General features: G+C 73.3%; 22 protein-coding genes. 11 read left to right on the forward strand and 11 right to left on the reverse strand.

From position 1 onward, the window contains the following. The first annotated feature begins 120 nt into the window (after positions 1-120). On the forward strand, positions 121-939 hold the full coding sequence (locus ACFY9V_RS08210) for a serine hydrolase (protein ID WP_391160190.1): 819 nt from the start codon (positions 121-123) through the stop codon (positions 937-939). Positions 940-957: 18 nt separating this feature from the next. Here the strand turns inward: ACFY9V_RS08210 and ACFY9V_RS08215 are convergent, their stop codons facing one another. After that, a complete protein-coding gene (locus ACFY9V_RS08215) occupies positions 958-1,671 on the reverse strand; it encodes a pirin family protein (RefSeq protein ID WP_391047646.1) in 714 nt (237 codons plus the stop codon). Positions 1,672-2,042: 371 nt separating this feature from the next. On the opposite strand from ACFY9V_RS08215, the gene ACFY9V_RS08220 reads away from it, so the two are divergent. The 5 genes from ACFY9V_RS08220 to fabF all read left to right on the forward strand — a co-directional run bounded on the left by ACFY9V_RS08220 (position 2,043) and on the right by fabF (position 6,979). Then, a complete protein-coding gene (locus tag ACFY9V_RS08220; RefSeq protein WP_355344804.1) occupies positions 2,043-3,248 on the forward strand; it encodes a helix-turn-helix domain-containing protein in 1,206 nt (401 codons plus the stop codon). A gap of 89 nt (positions 3,249-3,337) precedes the next feature. Then, a complete protein-coding gene (locus tag ACFY9V_RS08225; RefSeq protein WP_355344801.1) occupies positions 3,338-4,288 on the forward strand; it encodes an ACP S-malonyltransferase in 951 nt (316 codons plus the stop codon). 13 nt (positions 4,289-4,301) lie between these two features. Then, entirely contained in the window at positions 4,302-5,312 is a 1,011-nt protein-coding gene (locus ACFY9V_RS08230) for a ketoacyl-ACP synthase III (RefSeq protein ID WP_355344798.1), read from the forward strand. Between the two features lie 70 nt (positions 5,313-5,382). After that, positions 5,383-5,631 carry an acyl carrier protein gene (locus tag ACFY9V_RS08235; protein ID WP_355344795.1) on the forward strand — a complete coding sequence of 83 codons (249 nt, stop codon included), beginning with the start codon at positions 5,383-5,385 and terminating at the stop codon, positions 5,629-5,631. 79 nt (positions 5,632-5,710) lie between these two features. After that, positions 5,711-6,979: a beta-ketoacyl-ACP synthase II gene (gene fabF, locus ACFY9V_RS08240; RefSeq protein WP_355344792.1), complete on the forward strand. Its 1,269-nt coding sequence runs from the start codon at positions 5,711-5,713 to the stop codon at positions 6,977-6,979. 280 nt (positions 6,980-7,259) lie between these two features. Here the strand turns inward: fabF and ACFY9V_RS08245 are convergent, their stop codons facing one another. Together ACFY9V_RS08245 and ACFY9V_RS08250 are read right to left on the reverse strand one after the other, a co-directional pair. Then, the gene (locus tag ACFY9V_RS08245; protein WP_391160191.1) at positions 7,260-8,147 is read right to left on the reverse strand and encodes an NAD(P)-binding domain-containing protein; all 888 of its coding nucleotides are present in this window, start codon (positions 8,145-8,147) and stop codon (positions 7,260-7,262) included. Positions 8,148-8,203: 56 nt separating this feature from the next. Further along, positions 8,204-8,698 (reverse strand): DUF3145 domain-containing protein, encoded by a 495-nt coding sequence (locus tag ACFY9V_RS08250; RefSeq protein WP_188285125.1) that lies wholly within the window; start codon positions 8,696-8,698, stop codon positions 8,204-8,206. A 453-nt stretch (positions 8,699-9,151) separates the two neighbouring features. Here ACFY9V_RS08250 and ACFY9V_RS08255 point away from each other — a divergent pair, with 453 nt between their 5' ends. Next, positions 9,152-9,874 carry an SGNH/GDSL hydrolase family protein gene (locus ACFY9V_RS08255; RefSeq protein ID WP_391047362.1) on the forward strand — a complete coding sequence of 241 codons (723 nt, stop codon included), beginning with the start codon at positions 9,152-9,154 and terminating at the stop codon, positions 9,872-9,874. Positions 9,875-9,950: 76 nt separating this feature from the next. Here the strand turns inward: ACFY9V_RS08255 and ACFY9V_RS08260 are convergent, their stop codons facing one another. Both ACFY9V_RS08260 and ACFY9V_RS08265 read right to left on the reverse strand, forming a co-directional pair. Then, positions 9,951-10,721, reverse strand: a complete 771-nt coding sequence (locus tag ACFY9V_RS08260; RefSeq protein WP_391160193.1) for an EI24 domain-containing protein — start codon at positions 10,719-10,721, stop codon at positions 9,951-9,953. A 613-nt stretch (positions 10,722-11,334) separates the two neighbouring features. Continuing rightward, positions 11,335-13,890 carry a glycoside hydrolase family 3 C-terminal domain-containing protein gene (locus ACFY9V_RS08265; RefSeq protein WP_391160196.1) on the reverse strand — a complete coding sequence of 852 codons (2,556 nt, stop codon included), beginning with the start codon at positions 13,888-13,890 and terminating at the stop codon, positions 11,335-11,337. Positions 13,891-14,039: 149 nt separating this feature from the next. Here ACFY9V_RS08265 and ACFY9V_RS08270 point away from each other — a divergent pair, with 149 nt between their 5' ends. Continuing rightward, positions 14,040-14,702: a TetR family transcriptional regulator gene (locus ACFY9V_RS08270; RefSeq protein WP_391160198.1), complete on the forward strand. Its 663-nt coding sequence runs from the start codon at positions 14,040-14,042 to the stop codon at positions 14,700-14,702. 59 nt (positions 14,703-14,761) lie between these two features. Here the strand turns inward: ACFY9V_RS08270 and ACFY9V_RS08275 are convergent, their stop codons facing one another. Continuing rightward, positions 14,762-15,190, reverse strand: a complete 429-nt coding sequence (locus tag ACFY9V_RS08275; protein WP_355344774.1) for an organic hydroperoxide resistance protein — start codon at positions 15,188-15,190, stop codon at positions 14,762-14,764. 118 nt (positions 15,191-15,308) lie between these two features. After that, positions 15,309-16,319 carry an NADP-dependent oxidoreductase gene (locus ACFY9V_RS08280; RefSeq protein ID WP_355344771.1) on the reverse strand — a complete coding sequence of 337 codons (1,011 nt, stop codon included), beginning with the start codon at positions 16,317-16,319 and terminating at the stop codon, positions 15,309-15,311. A gap of 149 nt (positions 16,320-16,468) precedes the next feature. On the opposite strand from ACFY9V_RS08280, the gene ACFY9V_RS08285 reads away from it, so the two are divergent. Continuing rightward, on the forward strand, positions 16,469-16,975 hold the full coding sequence (locus tag ACFY9V_RS08285; RefSeq protein ID WP_355344768.1) for a MarR family transcriptional regulator: 507 nt from the start codon (positions 16,469-16,471) through the stop codon (positions 16,973-16,975). A gap of 28 nt (positions 16,976-17,003) precedes the next feature. Here the strand turns inward: ACFY9V_RS08285 and ACFY9V_RS08290 are convergent, their stop codons facing one another. The 4 genes from ACFY9V_RS08290 to efeU form a co-directional block, all read right to left on the reverse strand. After that, complete coding sequence (locus ACFY9V_RS08290; protein ID WP_391160200.1) at positions 17,004-18,047, reverse strand: hypothetical protein; 1,044 nt, start codon at positions 18,045-18,047, stop codon at positions 17,004-17,006. Positions 18,048-18,201: 154 nt separating this feature from the next. Continuing rightward, the gene (locus ACFY9V_RS08295) at positions 18,202-19,716 is read right to left on the reverse strand and encodes an aldehyde dehydrogenase family protein (RefSeq protein ID WP_391160202.1); all 1,515 of its coding nucleotides are present in this window, start codon (positions 19,714-19,716) and stop codon (positions 18,202-18,204) included. A 149-nt stretch (positions 19,717-19,865) separates the two neighbouring features. After that, positions 19,866-21,116: an iron uptake transporter deferrochelatase/peroxidase subunit gene (gene efeB, locus ACFY9V_RS08300; RefSeq protein ID WP_355344867.1), complete on the reverse strand. Its 1,251-nt coding sequence runs from the start codon at positions 21,114-21,116 to the stop codon at positions 19,866-19,868. A 131-nt stretch (positions 21,117-21,247) separates the two neighbouring features. After that, positions 21,248-23,401, reverse strand: a complete 2,154-nt coding sequence (efeU, locus tag ACFY9V_RS08305) for an iron uptake transporter permease EfeU (protein WP_391160204.1) — start codon at positions 23,399-23,401, stop codon at positions 21,248-21,250. Positions 23,402-23,648: 247 nt separating this feature from the next. On the opposite strand from efeU, the gene ACFY9V_RS08310 reads away from it, so the two are divergent. Next, positions 23,649-24,455, forward strand: coding sequence for an SDR family oxidoreductase (locus tag ACFY9V_RS08310; protein WP_391160207.1), 807 nt, complete (start codon positions 23,649-23,651; stop codon positions 24,453-24,455). Between the two features lie 215 nt (positions 24,456-24,670). Next, on the forward strand, positions 24,671-25,639 hold the full coding sequence (locus ACFY9V_RS08315; RefSeq protein WP_391160210.1) for an SDR family oxidoreductase: 969 nt from the start codon (positions 24,671-24,673) through the stop codon (positions 25,637-25,639). The last annotated feature ends 102 nt before the right edge of the window (positions 25,640-25,741 follow it).

Consider the following 25,741-nt stretch of genomic DNA (forward strand, 5'->3'; position numbering starts at 1 on the left):
TGCACTCCAAGCAAGTGGGCTCCGCGCGCCGGGCCCGCTCTGATCCCGCTCCTGCCCCACCCCGGCCTCGCTCCGGTCCCGCCCCGAAGCGCGGCACGGACACGCTTTAAGCTCGCACGCATGGAGAGCTTGCGCCTGATCGAGCAGTGGCCGGTGACGAACGCGGCGGCGGCCGTGGTGCGGCAGGACGGGACGGTGGCCGGGTCGCACGGGCCGACGGGACAGCGGTTCCGGCTCGCCTCGGTCACCAAGCCGCTGACCGCGTACGCGGCGCTGGTGGCGTACGAGGAGGGCGTCTTCGAACTGGACGACCCGGCGGGTCCCGAGGGCTCCACCGTGCGGCACCTGCTCGCGCACGCGTCCGGGCTCGCCTTCGACGAGGACCGGGTGACGGCGCCGCCCGGCACCCGGCGGCTGTACTCCAACGCGGGCTTCGACGTGCTCGGCGAGCACCTGGCCAAGGCCGCGGGCATCCCCTTCGCGGAGTATCTGCGGCAGGCCGTGCTCGAACCGCTGGGCATGACCGCCACCGGTCTGTCCGGCGCGGGCTCCCCCGCCGCCGACGGTGTCTCCACGGTCGACGACCTCGTCCGTTTCGCCGCCGAGCTCCAGGCCCCGCGGCTGCTGCACCCCTCCACCGTGGCCACCGCCACCTCGGTGGTCTTCCCCGGCCTCAAGGGCGTCCTGCCGGGCTACGGCCACCAGAATCCCAACGACTGGGGCCTGGGCTACGAGATCCGCGCCGCCAAGTCCCCGCACTGGACCGGAGCCCTCTCCTCCCCCGCGACCTTCGGCCACTTCGGCCAGTCCGGCACCTTCCTGTGGGTCGACCCGGTCGCCGGAGCCGCCTGCGTCGCGCTCACCGACCGCGACTTCGGGGAGTGGGCGGTGCCGCTGTGGCCGCGCTTCACCGACGCCGTCCTCACCGAGCTGCGCTAGGGCTTTCGGGGAGGGCGGTCAGCCGTACGACGGCTCGGCGTGCATCTCCCACACCAGGTACTCCGCCGGGCCCTCGCACCGCGCCGTGAGCGCGTCCGCGCCGGTGATCCGGGCCGCGTCCCCCGCCGTCAGCAGCTCGTCGCCGAGCCGCACACCGCCGCGGACGACATGCACATAGCGGTACGGGGCCGACGGCAGCGGCGCGCTGTCCGCCGTCACCGGGCGGCCCACGTACAGCGCGGCGGCGCGCTGCCGCAGCCGCAGCGCCCGCGGGGGCGCGTCCGGGGCGCCCGTGGCCAGCAGCGTCAGACCGGGGCCCGGCGGGGCCGGGTCGCTCACGCTCGCGTAGGCCGGGGCTTCCCCGAACGTGTCGGGGTGCAGCCACATCTGAACGAACGTCAGCCGCGTCCCGCCCGCGTTGCGCTCGACATGGCGTACGCCGCCGCCCGCGCTCAGCCGCTGGAGCCCGCCGGGGCCGAGGCGGTGCGGCGCGCCGCCCTCGTCCCGGTGCTCCAGCTCGCCTTCCACCACCCAGGTGACGATCTCCGTGTCCCGGTGCGGGTGTTCCCCGAACCCCGCGGCCGGTTCCAGGCTCTCCTCATTGCACGCCAGCAGCAGGCCGAACCGGACGTTCTCGGGGTCGTAGTGACCCCCGAACGAGAACGCGTGCCGCGTCACGATGCCCTTCTCCGGCACCGATCGCATCCTGCTCGCGGCCCGCCGCACGTCGATCACCGCCCCACGATACCCAGACCCCACCCCGCCGGGCCGTGGGCCTGCCCGTGCGGCTGCCGCCGCGCGGGCCCGCTGTCCGCACGACCTGTGCCCCGTCTGGGGCGCTGGGGGCACCCCCGGCCGGAGGTTGGGGGAGGAACTGCGCGGCCAGCCACGACGCTCCCGCAGGTCACCACCCGCCCCGGCGGGGCAGTTCGGATGTCTCCGGACCACCCGCCGGTGGGGGCTTGTCGCGCAGTTCCCCGCGCCCCTAAAAGCCACGTCCTGCGCAAGGTGGACGTACGGGACCGGGGCCGGGTCGAGGAGGGTGGGGGTGATCACCGTACCCGTGGAGCGCGCCCCGCAGGGGATAAGGCAGGCTTGTCCTCGTGCCCGAGCCCTCGCAAAGCCCGCAACCTCCCGCAGAGACAGGCCGCGGCAGCCATGCCGCCACGCTCCGGCGGCTGGAGAAATCCGCCGGAAGGCTCGCCGCGAACGCCATCGCGCGGATGGACGCGCAGTTGCCGTGGTACCGGGCGATGCCACCGGAGAACCGGTCGTGGATCGGCCTGGTGGCCCAGGCCGGCATCGCCGCGTTCACGGAGTGGTTCCGGCACCCCGAGGCGCCGCAGGCGATCAGCACCGACGTGTTCGGCACGGCGCCGCGCGAGCTGACCCGCGCGATCTCGCTGCGGCAGACCGTGGAGATGGTGCGGACCACCATCGAGGTGATGGAGGCGGCGATCGACGAGGTCGCCGCCCCGGGCGACGAGGGCGTACTGCGCGAGGCGCTGCTGGTGTACGCGCGGGAGATCGCCTTCGCGACGGCGCAGGTGTACGCGCAGGCCGCGGAGGCGCGCGGCGCGTGGGACGCGCGGCTGGAGTCGCTGGTGGTCAACGCGGTGCTGTCGGGCGAGGCGGACGAGGGCGTGCTGTCCAGGGCCGCCGCGCTGGGCTGGAATTCGCCGGACAAGATCGTGGTGGTGCTCGGCACCGCGCCCACCGGGGACAGCGAGTTGACGGTCGAGGCCATCCGGCGGGCCTCCCGGCACGCGAAGCTCCAGGTGCTGACCGGGGTGCTCGGCGAGCGCCTGGTCGTGGTCGCCGGCGGCGACGACGACCCGATCCGGGTGGCGAAGGCGCTGATCGGCCCGTTCGCGGCGGGCCCGGTCGTCGCGGGCCCGGTCGTCGGCGACCTGCTGACGGCGACGCGTTCCGCGCAGGCGGCGGCGGCCGGACTCAAGGCGTGCGCGGCGTGGCCGGACGCGCCGCGCCCGGTGCTCTCGGACGACCTGCTGCCGGAGCGGGCGATGGCGGGCGACCGCTACGCTCGTGAACAGTTGGTGGAGGAGATCTACAGACCGCTGGAGGAAGCGGGCTCGGCGCTGCTGGAGACGCTGAGTGTCTATCTGGAGCAGGCGTCATCCCTCGAAGGTGCGGCCCGCATGCTCTTCGTACACCCCAATACCGTTCGCTACCGGCTCCGACGTGTGACCGATGTCACCGGCTGGTCACCCTCCGATGTACGCTCCGCGTTCACCCTGCGCATCGCGCTCATCCTGGGGCGACTGTCCGACGCCGACCGGACGCACTGAGCTTTTGTTGGACACATACAAATCGCCTGACAGTTCTTGGTCCCTGTCCCCACGGGCGGTCATCCCCGTCCGCGAGAGAGAGTGTGAAGGTGCTCGTACTCGTCGCTCCCGGCCAGGGCGCGCAGACGCCCGGCTTCCTGGCCCCCTGGCTCGAACTCCCCGGTGCCGCCGACCGCCTGTCCGGCTGGTCCGCCGCGGCGAACCTCGACCTCGCCCACTACGGCACGAAGGCGGACGCGGACGAGATCCGCGACACCAAGGTGGCACAGCCGCTGCTGGTCGCCGCGGGTCTGCTGTCCGCGGGCGAACTGACCGGCGGGGCCTCCCCGCTGACCCCGGACGCGGTGGCGGGTCACAGCGTCGGTGAGATCACCGCGGCCGTACTGGCCGGGGTGCTGTCCGCCGAGGACGCGATGACCTTCGTCGCGGCCCGCGGCCGGGCCATGGCGGACGCCGCCGCGGTCACCGAGACGGGCATGTCCGCGGTGCTCGGCGGCGACCCGGACACGGTCCTCGCCCACCTCGCCGGTCTCGGTCTGACCCCGGCGAACATCAACGGCGCCGGCCAGATCGTGGCGGCCGGCACCATGCCACAGCTCGCGGCGCTGGCCGCGGACAAGCCGGAGAAGGCCCGCGTCATCGCGCTGAAGGTGGCGGGCGCCTTCCACACCGAGCACATGGCCCCGGCCGTGGCGACCCTGGAGGCGCTCGCGCCCTCGCTGGCCGTCACGGACCCGGCGCTGCCCTATGTGTCGAACGCCGACGGCCGGTTCGTGGCGTCCGGCGCGGACATCGTACGGCGGCTCGTCGCGCAGGTGTCCAACCCGGTTCGGTGGGATCTGTGCATGGAGACCTTCAAGGAACGCGGCGTCACTGCGATGATCGAGGTATCGCCCGGTGGCACGCTCGTCGGCCTCGCCAAGCGGGCGCTGCCCGGGGTGCGAACCCTCGCGCTGAAGACGCCGGACGATCTGGAAGCGGCCCGCGCCCTCGTCGCCGAATACGGCACCCCCGCCGAAGCCGTAGACGCAGCCGAATAGGAGCCGTGCAGAGATGACAGCGAAGATCAGGCCGAGCAAGGGCGCGCCGTACGCGCGGATCCTCGGTGTCGGCGGCTACCGGCCGACCCGCGTGGTGCCCAACGAGGTCATTCTGGAGCACATCGACTCGACGGACGAGTGGATCAGGTCCCGGTCCGGGATCGCCACCCGGCACTGGGCGGGTCCGGACGAGACCGTCGCCGAGATGTCGCTGGCCGCGGGCGGCAAGGCCATCGCGGACGCCGGGATCAGCGCGTCCGACATCGACGGCGTGATCGTCGCCACCGTCTCGCACTTCAAGCAGACCCCCGCCATCGCGACCGAGATCGCCCACCGGATCGGCGCGGGCATGCCGCCCGCCTTCGATATCTCGGCGGGCTGCGCGGGCTTCACCTACGGCCTGACGCTGGCCAAGGGCATGGTCACCGACGGCACCGCCAAGCACGTCCTGGTGATCGGCGTGGAGCGGCTCAGCGACCTCACCGACAAGGAGGACCGTGCCACGGCCTTCCTGTTCGGCGACGGCGCGGGCGCGGTCATCGTCGGCCCTTCGGACGTACCCGCCATAGGCCCCACGGTGTGGGGTTCCGACGGCGAGAAGTCCGAGACGATCAAGCAGACCGTCTCCTGGGAGGTCTACCGGGACACGCCCGCCGGGGAAGTCCGTTTTCCGGCGATCACGCAGGAGGGCCAGTCGGTCTTCCGGTGGGCCGTGTTCGAGATGGCCAAGGTCGCCCAGGAGGCGCTGGACGCCGCCGGGATCACCGCCGACCAGCTCGACGCGTTCATCCCGCACCAGGCGAACATGCGGATCATCGACTCGATGATCAAGGCTCTGAAGCTGCCGGACCACGTCGCGGTCGCCCGTGACGTGGAGACCACGGGCAACACCTCGGCCGCCTCGATCCCGCTCGCGATGGAACGACTGCTCGCCACGGGCAAGTCCAAGAGCGGCGACACCGCGCTGGTCATCGGCTTCGGGGCGGGTCTGGTCTACGCGGCAACTGTGGTTACTCTCCCTTAGTCACACACACCCTCGCGGCGCCGCAGTCCCGCACGCCGCTCACCCAGCAACACATCAAGGAGCGCCGTCAATGGCAGCCACCAAGGAAGAGATCGTCAGCGGTCTCGCCGACATCGTCAACGAGATCGCCGGTATCCCGCAGGAGGACGTCCAGCTCGACAAGTCCTTCACCGACGACCTGGACGTCGACTCGCTGTCCATGGTCGAGGTCGTCGTGGCGGCCGAGGAGCAGTTCGGTGTGAAGATCCCGGACGACGACGTCAAGAACCTCAAGACCGTCGGCAACGCCGTCGACTACATCCTGGCCGCCCAGGTCTGACCGGGCCCCGCCCGCCAGAAAGCCCTACCGGGACGACGCGACTGTCGCCCGCCCTTCTAGACGTGGAGAGACAATTCCTGTGAGTCCGACCAATCGCACCGTGGTCGTCACCGGTATCGGAGCAACCACACCGCTGGGTGGCGACAGCGCGTCGACCTGGGAGGCGTTGCTGGCCGGCCGGTCCGGCGTCCGCACGCTCGACCAGGACTGGGCGGCGGATCTGCCGGTGCGGATCGCCGCGCAGATCGCCGTCGAACCGGGTGAGGTGCTGCCCCGCCCGCTGGCCCGCAAGCTGGACCGCAGCGCGCAGTTCGCGCTGATCGCGGCCCGTGAGGCGTGGGCGGACGCGGGCTTCACCGCGAAGGCGGGCGAGGACCCGGCGGTCGACCCCGACCGGCTCGGTACGGTCGTCGCCTCCGGCATCGGCGGCGTGACCACGCTCCTCGGCCAGTACGACGTGCTCAAGGAACAGGGCGTCCGCAAGGTCTCCCCGCACACCGTGCCGATGCTCATGCCGAACAGCCCGTCGGCGAACGTCGGCATCGAGGTCAACGCGCGGGCCGGTGTGCACACCCCGGTCAGCGCCTGCGCCTCGGGCGCGGAGGCCATCGGTTACGCCATCGAGATGATCCGCACCGGCCGCGCCGACGTGGTCGTCGCGGGCGGTACCGAGGCGGCCATCCACCCGCTGCCCATCGTCGCCTTCGGCAACATGATGGCGATGTCCAAGAACAACGACGACCCGCAGGGCGCGTCGCGGCCGTACGACTCCGGGCGGGACGGCTTCGTCCTCGGTGAGGGCGCGGGCGTGATCATCCTGGAGTCCGAGGAGCACGCCACCGCGCGCGGCGCCCGGGTGTACTGCGAGGCGGTCGGCCAGGGCATCTCGGCCGACGCGCACCACATCACCCAGCCGGAGCCGTCGGGCCGTGGCATCGCCGCCGCGCTGACCAATCTGCTGCACAACTCCGACCTGAAGCCGGCCGAGATCGTGCACGTCAACGCGCACGCGACCTCGACCCCGCAGGGTGACGTCGCGGAGATCAAGGCGCTGCGCCAGGTCTTCGGCGACGACGTGGACCACATGGCGATCTCCGCCACCAAGTCCATGACCGGTCACCTGCTGGGCGGCGCGGGCGGTATCGAGACGGTCGCGACCGTTCTCGCGCTGTACCACCGCATCGCCCCGCCGACGATCAACCTCAACGACCCGGACCCGGAGGCCGACGCCGACATCGTCCGCGCCGAGGCCCGCCCGCTGCCCGAGGGCACCATCGCCGCCCTCAACGACTCCTTCGGCTTCGGCGGCCACAACGTGGTGCTGGCGCTCCGCTCCTGGAACCGCTGAGGCGCTGCCCGCTGAGCTGTGACGCGTGTGCCCCTGCCGGTCGGTCCGGCAGGGGCACCCGTGTGAGGTCGGACCGCCGGGCGCACTGGCGCGGCGGGGTTCGCCGGTAGCCGGCGAGCCACAGGGCGCGGCGGGGTTCGCCGGTAGCCGGCGAGCCAAAGGGCGCGCCGGTGTCGAAAGCGACGATGAGCAGGGAGCGAGGAACGAGCGACCGTCGAAGAGGAGCGTCGACACCGGATCTAAGCGCCCGGAGGCGAGACGGCGGCAAAAAAAGGGGGCGCTACTTCGCTTCGGGGTCGGGGAAGCTCGCGAAGTACGAGGCGGCCATGTCCTCGTCGCCGTGGCCCTGGGCGGAGGCGCGGTGGAAGCGGTCGGCCCCGGCGGCGGTGAGGTCGAGGCGGATGCCGTGCCGGTCGGCGGCGCCGAGGATGAGTCCGGCGTCCTTGGCGGCGGCGTCCACGGTGAAGTTGGGGGCGAAGTCGCCGCTGAGGATGACGGCGGACTTGGCGCGGAGGTAGGGCAGGTCGAGGGGGCCGCCCCCGATGGCTTCGAGGATGTGGTCGCGGTCGACGCCGAGCCCCTTGGCGAGCGCCATGACTTCGGCGGTGCCGTGGGTGACGGCCAGCACCCAGGTGTTGAGGACGAGCTTGAGGCTGCTGGCGGCCCCGGCCGTACCGTCGTCGCCGAGCCAGATGGTGGTGCGGCCGACCGCGTCGAAGACCCGTTCCGCGACCGGGCGGGCGGCGGCGGGGCCCGCGGCCAGTACGGTCAGCTCCCCGGCTTCGGCGACCGGCCGGGTGCCGAGGACGGGCGCGTCGAGGAAGTGCGCCCCGGTCTCGGCCGCCAGCGCGCCCAGTTCGGCCAGCGCGTCGGGCCCCACGGTGCTGCTCTGGACCCAGACGACGCCCTCGCGCAGGGCGGGCGCGGCGGCGTGCATCACCTCCAGGACGGAGGGCCCGTCGAAGAGCATGGTGATCACGGCGTCGGCGTCGCGTACGGCGTCGGCCGGGTCGTCGGTGACGCGGATGCCGTCGGCTTCGAGCGGCTGGGCGCGGGAGCGGGTGCGGTTCCAGGCACGGACCTCGTGCCCGGCGGCGGACAGATTGCGGGCCATCCCGGCGCCCATGATTCCGGTGCCGAGGACCGCGACGGTGAGAGTGTCGGACATACCGGCAGGCTATGCCGCGCGGCCCCGCTCGGGGCGACGACGTACCGCCGACGGGATTAGACCACTTGGTGGAGCCAGCGGACGGGGGCGCCCTCGCCCGCGTAGCGGAAGGGCTCCAACTCGTCGTCCCAGGGCTTGCCGAGCAGCCCGGACAGCTCGCTCTCCAGGTCGGCCTCGCCCATGCGGGCGCGCTGCATCGCGGCGCGCAGCCGGTCCTCGGGGATCAGGATGTCGCCGTGCATGCCGATGACGGCGTGGAAGATGCCCAGTTCGGGGGTGGCGCTGTAGCGCTCGCCCTCGGCGGTCGCGCAGGGCTCCGCCGTGACCTCGAAGCGCAGTTGGTGCCAGCCGCGCAGCGCGGACGCCAGTTTGGACGCGGTGCCGGGCTCTCCCTGCCAGGAGAATTCGGCGCGCCAGGTACCCGGCGAGGCGGGCTGCCGGATCCAGTCCAGTGTGACGCGCACGCCTAGGACGCCCGCGACGGCCCATTCGACGTGTGGGCAGAGCGCGCGCGGTGCGGCGTGCACGTACAGAACTCCACGTGTCGTCACCGGTACCTCCAGTGTGGGACGAGGTTCGCCTTCCCCAGCGGCCTCACACCCGAACTGGCTGCTCTCGGGGCAACATTAGACATTCTGCACTATTCACCACAATCAGGACAACAATCTACGTTTGACGCCCGGCAGTCGCCGATCTCCCGTCTTTTCGCCCGGGTGTCAGGGAAAAAGCTACCGTGCGGCGTCCTTGAGGGAGTCACGTACCGTCGTGCTGGTACGAGATGTCACCCACTCGTCGGAGGGGAGCACCGGATGCGACCGATGCTGCGCCGTGGCCTCGCACTGGCCGTAGGGGCCGTTCTCCTGGGCGGATGCACCGTCAGCGGGTCTCCGCCCGACGGCGGTCGGGGTGAACCCTCCGCACACACCTCGCATTCCGCTTCGGGACCGCGCGACCCGTCCCCGAAGCCGTCGCCGACCCGCCCCTGGAACGTCCGTCCGCCGTCGGTGGCCGCGCTCGGTGACTCCATCACCCGCGGTTTCGACGCCTGTTCGCCGCTGTCGGACTGCCCCGACGTGTCGTGGTCCACCGGCGACCGCGACAAGGTCGACAGCGTGACGCACCGACTGGCCGCGACCGCGCCCGCCACCAGGAGCTGGAATCTCGCCCAGTCCGGCGCCCTGGTCGCGGACCTGCCCGCCCAGGCCGAGGCCGCGGCGGCCCACCGGCCCGCCATGGTCACCGTGCTGATCGGCGCGAACGACGCGTGCACCGCCACCGCCGCCGCGATGACCTCGATCGCCGACTTCCGGGCCGACTTCGCCCGCGCGCTGTCGTATCTGCACCGCGTGCTGCCCGGAACGCAGGTGCTGGTGGCCAGCATCCCCGACCTCAAACGGCTGTGGTCGGTCGGGCGGACCAACGTCCTGGGCAAGCAGGTCTGGAAGCTCGGCCTGTGCCCGTCGATGCTGCGCGACGCGGACTCGCACAGCGCGGCGGCCGAACAGCGCCGCGACACCGTACGGGACCGCGTGATCGCGTACAACAAGGTGCTCGGGCAGGTCTGCGGACAGTACGAGCGCTGCCGCTACGACGGCGGCGCGGTCTTCGCGTACCCCTTCGGCACGGACGACCTGAGCCGCTGGGACTGGTTCCACCCCAACGAGCGGGGGCAGGCCCAACTGGCCAGGATTCTGGCCCGAGTCGCCTTCGGCGCGAGTCCGGCGTAGGGGCGGAACCGGTCATTTCACGGAGGGATCCGGCCTTTTCGGCGGCGGGGGGCCGGGGGCGGTGCGGGGGCGGCCCTCAGTCGTCGGGCCGGTCCTCCTCGGCGGGCTCGCCCGGCGGCAGCACTTCCCTGGCCAGCAGCGTCGCGCCCGCGACTGCGCCGGGCATCAGGAAGACCGCCACCAGCGGAACGAGGAAGGCCAGGACGAGCGGCACGCCGAAGCCGAGGACCAGCGGCAGCCGGGCCCGCAGGACGCGGATGCGTTCGCGCAGCGGTACGTCGCGGCGCTGCATCGCGACCGCGGCGAGTTCCAGGGTGAGGAAGAAGCCGGAGACGCAGAAGCCGACGGCGGGCACCACGGTCTGGCCGAGGACCGGCACGAAGCCGAGTGCGAACAGCACGATCCCGAAGGCCGCGACGCGCACCAGGACTCGGACGCTGTCCACCGTCGAGACCCACAGCTCCCGCCACAGCCCCAGCTCGGGCCCCTCGGGCGCCCCGCCCTCGGCCCGGTCCACGCGCGCCGCGACCGTCTCGTAGAACGGCTGCCCGACCAGCAGCGTCACCGCCGTGAACGAGATCACCGCCAGCAGCAGCCCGCCCCCGACCACGACCGCGTCCAACAGCCCCCGGAACGCCCCGGACCACGGCGACGCCCAGTGATCCGCGAAGGGCGTCGCCCACGCGACCATGTCGTCCGTCCACACCAGGAGCGCCACGAGCGCCGCCGCGTACCCGACCAACGTGATCAGCGCGGGCACCATCCCCAGCCGCCACTCCCGCCCGTGGCCTGCGGCCCACTTCTGGCCCAGATACAGCAGCCGCACTCCACCCCAGATCTCCCGCATGCGCGGAGCTTAGAGGACAAGCACGTCGGCCGCCGCCGAGAGGCATACAAGCGCGACGCGGCACCCGCCGCCGCCGGGTCAGCCTTCGGCCCAACCCGCCCGCCAGCCACCACGCGCAGCGCCCAACTCGCCTTCGCCGAAGGCGAGATCCCCCTGCGGGGCTGCCGTTGGCCGGTACCCGAACCGCACGGCGCGCGGTCGCCGAAGGCGAGATCCCCTGCGGGCAGCCATCCGCGCCGCTGCCCGCATCGCACGGACCGCGGTCGCCAACAACGAGAGCCCCTGCGGGACGGCCGTTGGCCGTAGCCCGAACCACACGGACCGCCGTCGCCGAACGCGAGATCCCTGCGGGACGGCCAACCGCCGAATCTCGCATCGCACGGACCGCGGTCGCCAACGACGAGAGCCCCTGCGGGACGGCCGTGGGCCGTAGCCCGAACCACACGGACCGCCGTCGCCGGACGGGAGATCCCTGCGGGACGGCCATCCGCCGAACCTCGGATCGCACGGCGCGCGGTCGGCGACGGTGGGGACCCCCGCCGGGAGGCCGGCAGCCGAATTGCCCGCCTGCACGGGTGGGGGTCCCCCCGCCGAAGGCGGGGGGAGGGCGGGGTCAGGGGGCGGGGACGGAGAGCGGGGCCGTGAGGCGGGGCGAGGCGATGGAGCGGCCGGCGACCACGGCGTAGGCGCCGGGCACGAGCCGCCACGCGGCGGCGTCCTCGTCCCAGACCTCGGCGGCCCGCCGGGGCACCCGGACGGTCACCTCGACGGCCTCCCCCGCCTCGGCGGCGACGGAAGCGAATCCGGCCAGCCACCGCCCGGGCCGCGCGACGTCCGAGGTCGCCCCCTCGGACGACGCCCCGTCGAGGTAGAGCTGGACGACCTCACGCCCGGCCCGCGCCCCGGCGTTCCGCACCCGCACGGTCGCGGTGACCAGCACGTCCGGCTCCGAACTCTCGGCGACGACCAGCGACTCGTACTCCCAGTCGGTGTACCCGAGCCCGTGCCCGAACGGATAGGCGGGCGCGACGGCCTGCCGCTCCCACGCGCGGTACCCGATGAACACCCCTTCGTCGTAGGCGAGTACGCCGTCCTGCGGCGTGACCCGGCTGACGGGCGCGTCGGCGAGCCGTACCGGCCAGGTCGTGGGCAGCCGCCCGCCCGGCTCCTCCACGCCGAGCAGGACGTCGGCGAGGGCGGCCCCGGCCTCCTGCCCGGGGAACCAGCCGAGGAGTACGGCGGCCACGTCCTCGCGCCACGGAAGCTCCACCGGGGAGCCGGAGTTGACCACGACCACGGTCCGCGGATTGACGGCGGCGACGCGGGCGACGAGTTCGTCCTGGCGGCCGGGCAGCCGCAGATCGCGCCGGTCGAAGCCCTCGGACTCGACGCGTTCCGTGGTGGCGACCACGACGACGGCGGTGTGCGCGGCCCGCGCGGTCTCGACGGCCTCGGCCAGCAACTCCTCCGGGTCGCGGGCCGGTTCGCCGTGCAGCAGGGCGAACCCGACGGCGAGGATGGGGAGTTCGACGCTCTTGGGCACGGCGTGCACGAGGCTGATCTCGACCCGCTCCCCCGCCGCCAGTTCGACGGTCCCGTGCTCGGCGGGCGTGCCGAGGAACGCCTCGAACGGGTCCTCGTGCTCGCTGCCCTCGACGCCGTCGAACAGCACGTGTCCGCCGACGGTCAGGGTGAAGCCGCCGGTGCCGCGGGTGCCGAAGCGGTGCGCGCCGCTGACCCGCGGGGTGAACCAGCCGCGGGTCTCGACGGTGTGCAGCGCCTCGTACGCGACGCCTTCCGGCAGTTCGCCGAGCCACTGGAGCTGGCCGTTGGGCAGCTCCTCCGAGCCCAGTTCGGCTCCGTGTTCGTCGCGGGCGACGGCGGTGAGGGCGAATCCGGGCCCGGCGACGGGCAGTTCCTCGGTGGGGTCGGCGCCGACGCTGTGGCTGAGGGCGACGCCCGCGTGCAGCGCGGCCCGCAGCCCGTCGAGCGGCGAGACGACGTGGTCGGGGAAGACCTGCGCGGAGCCGCCGCCCAGGACGCGCGGGTCGCGGGCGGCGGCGCCGATGAGGGCGATGCCGCCGCCGAGCGGGGTCGGCGCGAGCGGCAGCACGGGCGCGTTGCCGCGTACCTCGTTGCGTACGAGCACGAAGCCGCGGCGGGCGATCTCGCGGGCCAGCGCGTCGCCGTCGGCCGGGGCGGGCCGGTCGGCCACGGCGACGGCGGGCGGCGCGCCCTCCAGCAGGCCGGTGCGGGCGGCGAGCAGCAGGACCCGGCGGGCGGCGGTGTCGACGGCCGCCTCCTCGACGGCCCCCGCGCGTACGGCGGCGGCCAGCGCCTCGCCGTAGACGGTGACCGGTCCCGGCATGGCGATGTCGAGGCCGCCCAGGAGCGCGCCGACGGTGTCGCGGGCGGCCAGCCAGTCGGAGACGACGACGCCGTCGAAGCCCCACTCGCCGCGCAGCACGCCGTTGACCAGGGGGTCGTGCTCGGTCATCGTCGTGCCGTTGACGGCGTTGTAGGCGGCCATGACGCCCCAGGGGCGGGCGCCCGCGACGATCGCCTCGAAGGGCGCGAGGTACAGCTCGCGCAGCGGCCGGGGCGCGATCCGGTTGTCGACGGTGAAGCGCTCGGTCTCCGCGTCGTTGCCGACGAAGTGCTTGACGGTGACGCCGACTCCGCCGTCCTGGACACCGCGCACATAACCGGTGCCGATGGCGCCGGTGAGATACGGGTCCTCGCTGTACGCCTCGAAGTGCCGTCCGCCCAGCGGCGACCTGTGCAGGTTGACGGTCGGCGCGAGCAGGACGTGGACGCCCTTGCGATGCGCCTCCTGGGCGAGCAACCGTCCTGCGCGGCGGGCCAGTTCGGGGTCCCAGGACGCGGCGAGCGCGGTGGGGCTGGGCAGCGCGGTCGACGGGTCGCCCGCCGTCCAGCGCTTGCCGCGTACGCCGATCGGGCCGTCGGACATCACCAGCGAGCCGAGGCCGATCTGCGGCAGCGCGGGCAGCGTCCACATGTCCTGGCCCGCCAGCAGCCGCGCCTTGGCGTCGAGGTCGAGCTTGCCGAGCGCCGCGTCGACCGCCCGCTCGCGCTCCGCGTCCCCGCGCGCGTCCGCGCGTACGCCCTCGTCCCCTGCTCCGGCCGCCGCCCCGCTGATCGCCGTCATATTCCGTCCCCTTCCGCCTGTCCCGTACCGCTCCCGTCCCACCGCGCCCACGCTACCTGTCGTACGGTAGGGATAGATGCCATTTCGTAATCTTGTAGGCTCCCGAGCGGCAAAGGCTCCCGAGCGGCAGGGGAAGGGGGCGGGGTGGCGTGGCGGGAACCAGGAGTGAACGGCGGGGCGACCGGCGGGCGGAGATCATCCAGGCCGCGACGGAGATGATCGCCGAGCGCGGCTACCGGGGTGCCACATTGGTGGCGGTGGCCGAGCGGGTGGGGCTGACGCAGCAGGGGCTGATGCACTACTTCCCCACCAAGGACGCCCTGTTGGTGTCCGTGCTGGAGGCGCGCGACCAGTGGGACATGGCGTCGGCGGCGCTGCACGGCCGGTCGTGGCCGCTGGAGGTGGTGGCGGAGCTGGTCGAGTACAACGCGACCAGGCCCGGCATCGTCCAGGCGTTCACCGTGCTGGTCGGCGACAGCGTCACCGAGGGGCACCCGGCGCAGGAGTATTTCCGCGAGCGCTACGCGCGGGTCCGCGAGGGCGGCGCGCAGGCGCTGCGCGCCGAGTACGGCGACCGGCTGCCGGGCGGCCTCACCCCCGAGCGGGCGGCCACCTTGCTGGCGGCGGTGATGGACGGCCTCCAGGTGCAGTGGCTCCTCGACCCCGGCGCGGTCGACATGTCGGCGGCCTTCCGCGACTTCCTGGCGCTGCTGGCCCCGCCGTCGGAGCCGGGGACGGCCGGACAGCCGTCGGAGCCGGGGACGGCCGGACAGCCGTCGCCGTCCGAGCCGGGGACGGCCGGACAGCCGTAAGGACCGCGCTCCTGGGAGCGCGGTCCTTACCGGGGCCGACCGGGTGAGCGGCGGAGAACTCAGACGACGCTCAGGTCCACCGTGATGTTGCCGCGCGTGGCGTTGGAGTACGGGCACACCTGGTGCGCCTTCTCCACCAGGTCCTTGGCGGTGACGTCGTCCACGTTGGGGATGGAGACGGCCAGTTCCACGGTGAGGCCGAAGCCGCCGGAGGCGATTTTGCCGATGCCGACCTTGGCGGTCACGCGGGAGCCGCTGATGTCGGCCTTGGCCTGGCGGGCGACGACGCCCAGCGCGCCCTGGAAGCAGGCGCTGTACCCGGCGGCGAAGAGCTGCTCGGGGTTGGTGCCGTTGCCCGCGCCGCCCATCTCGGTCGGCGGGTTCACGATGACGTCGAGCTTGCCGTCGTCGGTGGCGACGCGGCCGTCACGGCCGTTCTCCGCGGTGGCGACGGCGGTGTACAGGACGTCTACGGGCTGGATGCTCATGAAAGTGTCCTCCTGAGGGGCGGGCGGCCCGCAAGGCACGCGAGCACGCCTGCAACATTTTGTTGAATTTTCGGCCGGGTGTCGAGCCCGGCCGGTCGGTCGGCGGCCGGACGGCGGGTCACTCCGCCGGAAGAGAGACGATCATCTTTCCGGTGTTGTCACCGCGCAGCACGCCCAAGAACGCTTCCAGATTGTTCTCGATTCCCTCCACCACCGTCTCGCGGTACCGCAGCCGGCCGTCACGCAGCCAGCCGGCGGCCTCGCGGACGAACTCGGGGCGAAGGTCCTCGTGGTCGGTGACGAGGAAGCCGCGCAGGGTGAGCCGCCTGCCGACCATCAGGCCGAGATTGCGCGGCCCCGCCACCGGCTCCGTCGCGTTGTACTGCGCGATGGCCCCGCACAGGGCGGCCCTGCCGTGCACCCGCATCGCGCCGACCGCGGCCTCCAGGTGCTCCCCGCCGACGTTGTCGAAGTACACGTCGATGCCATCGGGCGCGGCGGCCTTCAACTGCCCGGCCACCGGGCCGTCCTTGTAGTTGAAGGCGGCGTCGAAGCCGTACTCCTCCACCAGCATCCGGACCTTCTCCGCGGAGCCCGCGCTGCCGATGACCCGCGAGGCGCCCTTGAGCCGGGCGATCTGCCCGGCCTGGCCGCCGACGGCGCCCGCCGCGCCCGAGACGAAGACGACCTCGCCCGGCGCGAATTCGGCGACCCTCAGCAGACCCGCGTAGGCGGTGAGCCCGGTCATGCCGAGGACTCCGAGATACGCGGTGAGCGGCGCCTGGTCCGGGTCGACCCGGACGGCGCGCGCGGCGTCCACCAGGGCGTACTCCCGCCAGGCGAGGCCGTGCAGCACATGGTCGCCGACCGCGAAGTCCTCGGCCCGCGAGGCCACGACCCGGCCGACGGCGCCGCCGTGCATCGGCTGGTTCAGCTCGTACGGCGGCGCGTACGACTTCGCCTCGTTCATCCGGCCGCGCATGTACGGGTCGACCGACAGGTGCAGATTGCGGACCAGAATCTGGCCGGGGCCCGGCTCGGGGACGTCGGTCTCGACCAGCGCGAAGTCTTCCGGCACCGGCCAGCCCTTGGGGCGGGCGACCAGGTGCCATTCACGGCTCTTCGGCATGGGGGAAGTCCTCCTTCGGCGACGGTTCGACCACTGGTCGGCGTCGATCACTGATCAACCGCTGATCAACCATGGAAATGATTCAGGTGCTGAACTAACCATGGACCTTGATGTTTCATGATGTCAAACATTTGGGTAAACTGTTGGTCATGACACGTCGCCGAAGCGATCCCCTGACCGTCGAGGTCGTCGGCCTGATCGGCACCGTCGCCGCCCGCTACCACCAGGAGTACGAGTCGGCCGCCGCCCGCCACCGGCTGACCGGCGCGCAGGCCAAGGTGCTCGCGCTGCTCAATTCGGGGCCGCTGCCCATGCGGCGGATCGCCCGCTGGCTGAAGTGCGAGCCGTCCAATGTGACCGGCATCATCGACCGGCTGGAGGTCAGGGGGCTGGCCGAGCGCCGTACCGACCCGGCCGACCGCCGGATCAAGCTGGCCGCGGCCACCGCCGAGGGCCACGCCGTCGCCGACAAACTCCGCGACTCCCTGGACTTCGCCCGTGAACCGCTCGCCGGGCTCTCCGAACAGGAACGCACCATGCTGCGCGACCTGTTGCGGCAGATGCTGGGCGACGACCCGGCGGACGGCGCGCACCGCGACCACAGCCTCGGAGACGCCCCGGGCGCGGGCCGCGAGCCGGGCGAGGGCGACGGCTGAGGCCCGCTGATCCGTCCCCGCGGGGACCCTACTGGCACCACCAGAGCACATGCGTGCACGTCGGCGACGGCGTCGCGGGCGAGGACGGCGGCGCGGTCGTGGTCGGCGGCGCGGCGGTCGTCCTCGACGGCGACGCGCTCGCGGTGCGCGAGGGCTTCCCCGCCGGGCTGGACGCGGGCGCGCTCTCGGAACGCGAGGCCGACGCCGACGGCGAGCCGGACGCCTTGCCGGACGCCGAGGGCGACGCGCTGCCGCTGGTCCGGCCGCCGCCCTTCGGGACGCCGGGGGTGCCGCTCGCGCCGGTGGACGGCCGGGTCGCGTCGGGCGAGGGGGAGATCGCGGAGACGCCGGGGCCGGGATCGGTGGACGGGCTCGGCGAGCCACCGGAGAAGGCCGCGACGCCGAACATCGTCAGCGAGCCGACGACCGCGACCGCGCCGACGCCGAGGATCGCCGCCCGCTGGTGACGGCCGCGGCGGCGCCTGGCGGTCCCGCGCAGGTCGTGGTCCTCGCGGTAGTCGCCGCCACCGGCTCCGAGCAGGCTGTCGGCCAGGGCAGTGGGGGCGTCCCGTCGCGGGGCTTCGCCGTACGCGGGGACGTACGGGTCGGCGTACGGGGCGGTGTACGTCCCGCCGTACGCGCTGTCGTCGCCCGCCGTGCCGGGGTCCGTGTCCGGGCCCTCGCCGACGCCGGGGCCGACTGCGACGGCACTGCCGGTACCCGTGCCCGCGCCGCCGGGCTCGGGCTCGGCGGCGGTCGGGGCGGGGGCGGCCGGGACGGGGGCGGTCGGGGCGGGGGCGGTCGGGGCGGCGGCGGGGCCCGCGTCCGGGCCGAGGCCCGAGTCCCTGAGGAGGTCGTCCACGAGGGAGCCCTCGACGGGGGCCTCCGGTGCCGCCGCGCTCGCGGGCGGCGCCGGGTCGGCGCCGTCCCCTGCGGCGGCCTCCTCGGTGACCGGCGGCAGTTGCGCCGTGTCGGCCTCGTCGGGCAGCCCCGACCGGTCCGCGATCGCGCCGCATCCGGGGCAGGAGAAGGCGCCGTTGAGGTGTCGTCGGCACGTGTGGCAGTAGTTCATGGCGGATGGACTGTAAGGGACCGTCGCGGTGCGGCGGAACCCCGGAGTTCCGCTTGTCCCGGCTTCGCCGGGAAACTCCCCTGCGGACAAGTCGCCGCAGCTCAGGCCAGGTCGGGGCGGTCTGTACAGCGTCGGGCCGGTGCCCGGCGGCGGCTCAGCCGGGCCAGACGAGACTCTGCGTCTCGCTGTAGGCGTGCAGCGCGTACGACCCCACGTCCCGGCCGACGCCGCTGCGCTTGAAGCCGCCGAAGGGCGCCTCCATGTTGCGGCCCACGGTGTTGATCCCGACGCCGCCCGCGCGCAGCCGCCGCGCGACCCGGAAGGCGCGGGGCACGTCGGCGGACCACACGTAGTCGATCAGGCCGTAGTCGCTGTCGTTGGCGAGCGCGACGCCCTCGTCCTCGTCGTCGAACGGCAGCACCACGACGACGGGCCCGAAGATCTCCTCGCGGACCACCCGCATGTCGGGCGCGCAGTCGGCCAGCAGTGTGGGGGCGACGTAGAACCCCCTTTCCAGCGGCGGGCGTTCACCGCCCGCCAGCAGGGTGGCGCCCTCCTTGCGGCCGAGCGCGACATACGCCTCGACGCGGTCGCGGTGGGCGGCGGAGATGACCGGGCCGACGACGGTGGCGGGTTGGGCGGGGTCGCCGACGACGAGCCGTCGCGCGTACCCGGCCAGTCGCTCCACCAGCCGTGGGTAGACCGCGCGTTGGGCCAGTACGCGGGTGGGAGCGGTGCAGATCTGGCCGCTGTAGAAGCTGAAGGTGGTGCCGATCCCGGCGACGGCCGAGTCGAGGTCGGCGTCGTCGAAGACCAGCGCGGCGCCCTTGCCGCCGAGTTCCATCAACTGCCGTTTCATACCGCGCCCGCAGGTCTCCGCGATGCGCTGCCCGACGGCCGTGGAGCCGGTGAAGCTCACCATGTCGGTGTCGGGCGACCCGACGACCGCCTCGCCGACGTCGGCGCCCGAGCCGGTCACCACGTTGAGCACACCCGGCGGCAGCCCGGCCTCGGTCAGCGCCTCCGCCATCCGGTAGACCGACAGCGGGTCCTGCGGGGCGGGTTTGACCACGACGGTGTTGCCCATCGCGAGCGCGGGCGCGACCTTGCCCGCCGGATTCGCCCAGGGGTTGTTGTAGGACGTGACGCAGGCGACGACGCCGATCGGCTGCCGGACCGCCAGCGCGCCGAAGACGCCGCCCGCGCCCATCGCGGACGCCTCGTTGAGCTGCGGGAGCAGCGCGGTCTCGGTGGGTTCGAGCGCGCCGCGCGCGTATCGCAGGAAGCGGGCGGCGGCCACGCCGACCTGCATGCCGCGGGCGGTCGCGGCGGTGGCGCCGCTCTCGGCGCCCGCCAGGGCCGCGTACGGCTTCAGTTCGCGCAGGATGATCCGCCCGGCGCGCTCCAGTATCCGGCCGCGCTCCTCGGGGCGGGTGCGCGACCAGCCGTCGAGCGCCTGCCGGGCGGCGGCGGTGGCCGCGAGCGCCTGTTCCGGGCTCGCTTCCGGCGCCCGCCCGACCACGCGCTCGGTGGCCGGGTTCAGGACGTCGTAGTGCCCGCGCTCCGGGGCGGTCCACCGCCCGCCGATGAACAGCGCGTCCTCGATCGCCGTCCCGTCCGTACCTGTTGACGTATCCGTCGGCCCGTCCGCCGCCCTGTCCACCGCCATGCCCGCCTCCTCGGCCGCCGGTCCCACCGGAATCCGGCACGGGCACAGCATGCCTGACGGGCCGTCAGATGAGGAGAGGCGGACGGCACCTGATCCGCCCGGCCCGACGGCGTGCTGACGGAATGTCAGGCGGAGGCTCAGGCGGAGGCTCAGGCGGAGAGCAGGCCGCGGCCGAGCCAGTCCTTGGTGTCGCGGACGCCGGGCAGCACGAAGAAGTAGCCGCCGCCGACCGGGGAGATGTAGTCGACCAGCGGCTCGTCGATCAGCCGGGTCTGGGTGGCCTCGAACTGCCGCTGTACGTCCTGCTGGTAGCAGCAGAAGACCAGCCCCATGTCGAGGTTGCCGACCGCGTCCACGCCCCGGTCGTAGTTGTAACCGCGGCGCAGGATGCGGGAGTCGTCGGTCCTGGCGGTGCGCGGGTTGGCCATCCTGATGTGCGCGTCCAGCGGGATCGCGTTGCCCTGCGGGTCCTTGGCGTAGAGCGGCGTGTCGGTCTCCTTCGCGCCGTCCAGCGGCGCGCCGGTGTCCTTGCGGCGGCCGAACATCAACTCCTGCTCGGTGAGCGAGACCCGGTCCCAGAACTCGACCAGCATCCGGATGATCCGGATCGCCTGGTAGCTGCCGCCCGCCGCCCACGCGGGCTCGCCGAGCGCGTCCGTCACCCACACCAGGCGGTCCATCTCCCGGCCGGAGCGCACGTCCGGGTTGGCAATGCCGTCCTTGAAACCGAGCAGATTGCGCTGCGCGCCGGTCGGCCGGGGCGCGTTCTGGAAGCCGTCCATGCGCCACTTGATCTGCATGCCGCCGCGGGTGTGCCGGGCGATGTCGCGCAGCGCGTGCAGGACGGTGTCCGTGCTGCCCGCGCAGATCTGCAACGACAGGTCGCCGTGGCACTGCGCGGCCTGGAGGTTGTCGTTGGGGAAGGTCCGCATCGGGGTGAGGCGGCGCGGCTTGGCGCCCGCGAGGCCGTAGCGGTCGTCGAAGAGCGAGGAGCCGACGCCGACGGTGACGGTGAGCGCGTCGGCGGGGACGGTCGGGCCGAGGATGCCGTTGTCGGACGGCGGCGCGCCGACGCCCAGGTCGTCGGGGGTGCCGCCCGCGGTGAGGAAGCGGGCCCGCTCGGTGATCGTCCTGAACAGGTCGGCGAGTTCGGCCCTGGTGTCCGCGATGACGTTCAGCGAGACGAAGGTCGCCGCGGCGGGCTGCGGGGTGATGACGCCCGCCTGGTGCGCGCCGTGGAAGTCCACCGCCGCGGCCTGGCCGCGCTGACCCGCGTCGGCCGCCTGGGCGCTGCTGCCGCCGGCCGCCGTGCTCAGCGCGAGGCCGCCGCCCGCCAGCGCCGCCGCGCCCGCGCCCGCGCCGAGCGCGGTCTTCACGAAGGACCTGCGGCCCGCGCCCATCGGGCAGGTGCCGCCGCCCGCCGCGTCACCCCCGTAGCCCTCGTGGCCTTCGGGTCGGGTGGAGTCGGCGGGCATCTGCTGCTTCCCTTCGGGGAGTTGTTCGGGTCCTGGCGCCGTACGGTCCTCGCGCCTCATGCGGACTTCCGGATTTCGAGCAGGTCGGGGACGGGCGCGAGGTCTTCCAGGAGCTGACCGGTCGCGCCGTCGATCGTCGCGCGGGCCGCCGCGTCGAGCGAGCCGACCGGGGTCCAGGCGGCGCCCTTGTGCGCGCCGTCGAGCAGCCTCTGAAGGCGGGCGATGTCCGCGTCGATCAGGGCCAGTTGCCGCGGGTCCCGCCGGGTGATCAGCGGCCGCAGCACCGTCAACAGCTCTTTCGTACCGGCCAGGTTGGCGTTCGCGGTCGCCAGATTCGTCCCGCTGCCCTCGTCGGTGTCGCCGGTCAGCTCGAACTGGAGGGTGTTCTCCAGGATCTCGTGGCTGCGCAGCGGCAGGTCGGACGGGTCGAAGTCCTGCGTGGGGAACGCCTTGCGCAGGCCCGCCACGTCGGCGCCGAGCCGGACGGCGAGCGGCCTGAGCGAGGCCGCGGACTCGCCGTGCCACAGCCCGTACTCGATGCGGTGGAAGCCGGTGAAGGACGGGTCCTTCTCGCCGCCCGGCAGCCCGTCCTTGCGGCCGTTGATCTTCGCGTCGAAGTCGGCGAAGGTCCCGTAGGCGGCGCCGAGCGCGGAGTACGTGTCGTGCGCGGTGAGCCAGTCGGCGCGCGCCGCGGTGAGGTCGCCCGCCGCGAGGTCGGCCGTCAGTGTGCCGGTCTGGCCGACCAGCGTGCCGAGCCCGCTGTTCACATAGGCGCGGTACGACGCGAGCGGCGGCTGGAGTTCGGACGCGGCCAGCGGCAGGACGGCCTTGGTGGTGCTGCCGCCGGAGACCCGTACGGACGCCGAGGTGACCGCCTTGCCGCTGGTCGGCACGCAGCGCCAGGCGTATTCGCCGCTGCCGACGGTGGCGACCAGGTCGCGGGTGGTGCCGGGGGCCAGGCCCTCGATCTCGCCGTAGACGGCGTTGGTGGCGGGGTTGATCAGATAGACCTCGGACGCCTTGTCGCCGGTGTTGCGCATCGAGAAGGTCCGGCGGCCGGGCTGGGGGGCGCTGAAGCCCTTGCCGCACTCGGTCGGCGAGACGGCGACGGTCTGCGCTCCCGCGGGCTTGCCGTCGCCGAAGGCCACGACCAGGCCGCCGATCACGGCGGGGATCGCGACGACGGCGGCCGGGAGCAGCCATACGGGACGGGAGCGGGTGCGGGCGGGCGCCGCCGTGACAGCGGGCACAGGGGCGGGGTCCGGTGCGGAAGCGGGGGCCGGTGCGGCGGCGGGGGCCGGTGCGGAAGCGGGCGCCGTCTCCGCCGCCGTCGGCTCGGCCGTCGGTGCCTCGGCCGCCGGTGCCTCGGCCGCCTTCTTGGATACGGGCGCGGGCGCGGGCTTGCGCAGGCCGCGTACGAACAGCGTCATGACGATCGCGAGGTAGCCGACGTAGGCGGCGACCTGGAGCCAGGTCATGGCCGGGGTGAGGTTGAGGACGCCCTGGAGGAGGGCGGCGTACCAGGAACCGGCGTCGATGTGCGCGCTGAGGTCGAAGGCGTACGCCGTCTTCCCGGCGATCACGCCGCCCTCCTGGAGGTCGCGCAGGCCGTAGCCGAGGACGCCCGAGGCGATGACGATCAGGACGGCGCCAGTCGCGGTGAAGAAGCGGCTCAGATTGATCTTGAGCACCCGCCGGTACAGGCCCCAGCAGAGCCCCGCGGCCAGCACCAGGCCGATCGCGGCGCCGGCCAGCGGGCCGCCGGACTCCCCCGCGGCGCGGGCGGTGGTCCACAGGAAGAGCGCGGTCTCCAGGCCCTCGCGGCCGACCGCGAGGAAGGAGGTGAGGATCAGCATGCCGCCGCCCATGGCGAGCGCGGCCGTCACCTTCTCCCGGATCTCACCGGACAGATTGCGGGCCGAGCGGCGCATCCAGAAGACCATCGCGGTGACGAAGGCGACGGCCACGACGCTGAGCGTGCCGCCGAACGCCTCCTGCGCGGTCGCCGACAGATTCGCGGCGGTGAAGGTGAGGACCGCCCCGAAGCTCATCGACAGGGCGATGGCGGCCAGGACGCCCGTCCACACCTGCGGGAGCCGGGACTTGGCGTCGCCGCGCACCAGGGTGGCCACAAGGATCGAGACGATCAGCCCGGCTTCGAGACCTTCCCTGAGTCCGATCAGGAAGCTCGGAAACGCGTCGTCCCACATCGATGTTCGTCCTCCCGGACCCGTGCTTAGGTGTGCCTGGCCTGACTTAGGCATACCTATCCTGCGGATCGGGGCCCGCGAAGTCTCTATGCTCCGGTTCCGTATTGGGTAAAAAGGACACCAGGTGACACCAGGTGACACCGGATGTGCGCGGGCCGCGCGGGCCGCTCCCCGCTCAAGGTGGGATCGGCGATCCCTGGACAAGTGGGGCCTTCATCCGGCCGTCGCCGCCGCCCACGCTGGAGTCATGACCACGCACACGGACACGACCACCGGCACGACCACGGACAGCGCCGCACCGGCCAGGATCGCGATCGTCACCGGCGCCAACCGCGGGCTCGGCCGCGCCACCGCGCTGCGGCTCGCCGCGGACGGCGTCGATCCGATCATCACCTTCCGGTCGCACGAGGACGAGGCGGCGGCCGTGGTCGCCGAGGCGAGGGCGCTCGGCCGCACCGCGTACGCGCTCCGCCTGGACACCGCGCGGACCGCCGGATTCACGGACTTCGCCGACGAGGTGCGGCGGCTGCTCAAGGAGGGCTGGGGGCGGTCGGACTTCGACTACCTCGTCAACAACGCGGGCTCCGCCGTGACGGAACCCTTCCTCGAAGCCACCGAGGAGGGCTTCGACACGATGCTGAACGTCCACTTCAAGGGCGTGTACTTCCTCACCCAGCGGCTGGTCCCGCTGCTCGCCGACGGCGGCCGGATCGTCAACCTCTCCACCGGGCTGACCCGCTTCACCAGCGAGGGACTGTCGGCGTACGCGTCGATGAAGGGCGCCGTGGAGGTGTTCACCCGCTATCTGGCCAAGGAGCTGGGCCCGCGCGGCATCACCGCGAACGCCGTCGCGCCCGGCCCCACCGGCACCGACTTCGGCGGGGGCTTCATGCGGGACGACGAAGGCGTCAGGGCCGCGCTCTCCGGCCAGGCCGCGCTCGGCCGGGTCGGGACCGCCGAGGACATCGGCGGGGTGATCGCCGCGGTGCTGTCCGACGGGACCGGGTGGGTCACGGGACAGCGGATCGAGGCGTCGGGCGGGTTCCTGCTCTGACCCGGCGGGTTCCCACTCTGATCCGGCGGGTTCCCGTTCCAGCCGGGCGGGTTGCTCCTCCGACCTGGCGGTTCCCTCGCCCGCCGCACGGGATACGTATCCGCACGCCGTCCCTCTGTGTTCCTCCCCCCTCCTCCCCCTCCGCTGGAAAGCGCTCGCCCGCCCCCGCGAATGCGGCATCGCCCGCCCCCACTCACCGTCAGGAGCGAACCGTCATGACACGTAAGAACGCACTGGACACCGCGGTGCCCGATCTCAGCGGAAAACTCGCCGTCGTCACGGGCGGGAGCGACGGGATCGGGCGGGGGCTCGGCGGGCGGCTGGCGCGGGCGGGCGCGGAGGTCGTGCTGCCGGTGCGGAACGCGGCGAAGGGCGCGGCGGCCGTGGAGCGGATCCGGGCCGAGGTGCCCGGCGCGCGGGTGTCGACGCGGGAGCTGGACCTGGCGTCGTTGGAGTCGGTCGCCGCGCTCGGCCGGACGCTGGTCGCCGAGGGCAGGCCGGTCGACATCCTCGTCAACAACGCGGCGGTGATGACCCCGGCGACCCGGCAGACCTCCGCGGACGGCCTGGAGTTGCAGTTCGCGACGAATCACCTCGGGCACTTCGCGCTGACCGCGCATCTGCTCCCGCTGCTGCGCGCCGCGGGCGGCGCGCGGGTGGCGACCCAGTCGAGCATCGGCGCCCGCCAGGGGGCGCTGGCCTGGGACGACCTCCAGGCGGAGCGCGGCTACGCGCCGATGAAGGTCTACAGCCAGTCGAAGCTGGCGGTGCTGATGTTCGGCCTGGAACTGCACCGGCGCAGCGTCGCGGGCGGCTGGGGCATCACCAGCACCCTCGCGCATCCGGGCCTGACCTCGACCAATCTCCAGACGGCCGGGCCGAATCTGGGCCGCGCGAAGCGGACGACCTGGATGGACCGCGCCTTCCGCTGGCAGTCCAGGCTCGGGCTGTTCGTGCAGACCGTCGACGACGGGCTGCGGCCGGTGCTGTACGCGGCGACCGCGCCGGGGGCGGTCGGCGGCGCCTTCTACGGCCCCGGCGGCCTCGGGCATCTGACCGGCCCCGTGGTGGAGCAGCCGCTGTACCGGTCGGCGCGGAGCGAGGAGGAGGCGCGGCGGGTCTGGCAGGTGTCGGAGGAGCTGGCCGGGGTGCGCTTCCCGGACGGCGTGGCCGCCGAGAGCTGAGCCGCGGACGTACGGGGGGAAGCCGTGGCCGTACGGGCGGGAGGGCGCGGACGTACAGGCGGGAGGGCGCGGACGTACAGGCGGGAGGGCGCGGACGTACAG

This window comes from Streptomyces sp. NPDC008317 (genome assembly GCF_042955955.1).
Classification (GTDB): Bacteria; Actinomycetota; Actinomycetes; order Streptomycetales; family Streptomycetaceae; genus Actinacidiphila.

Excerpts from the sequence above, each read along its gene's own strand:
- efeB (WP_355344867.1), bottom strand. The coding sequence starts at position 21,116 with ATGGGCGCGGGCCGCAGGTCCTTCGTGAAGACCGCGCTCGGCGCGGGC.
- ACFY9V_RS08295 (WP_391160202.1), bottom strand. The coding sequence starts at position 19,716 with ATGGCGGTGGACAGGGCGGCGGACGGGCCGACGGATACGTCAACAGGT.
- ACFY9V_RS08280 (WP_355344771.1), bottom strand. The coding sequence starts at position 16,319 with ATGCCGAAGAGCCGTGAATGGCACCTGGTCGCCCGCCCCAAGGGCTGG.
- ACFY9V_RS08230 (WP_355344798.1), top strand. The coding sequence starts at position 4,302 with ATGACAGCGAAGATCAGGCCGAGCAAGGGCGCGCCGTACGCGCGGATC.
- ACFY9V_RS08265 (WP_391160196.1), bottom strand. The coding sequence starts at position 13,890 with ATGACGGCGATCAGCGGGGCGGCGGCCGGAGCAGGGGACGAGGGCGTA.
- ACFY9V_RS08235 (WP_355344795.1), top strand. The coding sequence starts at position 5,383 with ATGGCAGCCACCAAGGAAGAGATCGTCAGCGGTCTCGCCGACATCGTC.
- ACFY9V_RS08285 (WP_355344768.1), top strand. The coding sequence starts at position 16,469 with ATGACACGTCGCCGAAGCGATCCCCTGACCGTCGAGGTCGTCGGCCTG.
- ACFY9V_RS08210 (WP_391160190.1), top strand. The coding sequence starts at position 121 with ATGGAGAGCTTGCGCCTGATCGAGCAGTGGCCGGTGACGAACGCGGCG.
- ACFY9V_RS08310 (WP_391160207.1), top strand. The coding sequence starts at position 23,649 with ATGACCACGCACACGGACACGACCACCGGCACGACCACGGACAGCGCC.
- ACFY9V_RS08315 (WP_391160210.1), top strand. The coding sequence starts at position 24,671 with ATGACACGTAAGAACGCACTGGACACCGCGGTGCCCGATCTCAGCGGA.
- ACFY9V_RS08245 (WP_391160191.1), bottom strand. The coding sequence starts at position 8,147 with ATGTCCGACACTCTCACCGTCGCGGTCCTCGGCACCGGAATCATGGGC.
- efeU (WP_391160204.1), bottom strand. The coding sequence starts at position 23,401 with ATGTGGGACGACGCGTTTCCGAGCTTCCTGATCGGACTCAGGGAAGGT.
- ACFY9V_RS08275 (WP_355344774.1), bottom strand. The coding sequence starts at position 15,190 with ATGAGCATCCAGCCCGTAGACGTCCTGTACACCGCCGTCGCCACCGCG.
- ACFY9V_RS08260 (WP_391160193.1), bottom strand. The coding sequence starts at position 10,721 with ATGCGGGAGATCTGGGGTGGAGTGCGGCTGCTGTATCTGGGCCAGAAG.
- ACFY9V_RS08290 (WP_391160200.1), bottom strand. The coding sequence starts at position 18,047 with ATGAACTACTGCCACACGTGCCGACGACACCTCAACGGCGCCTTCTCC.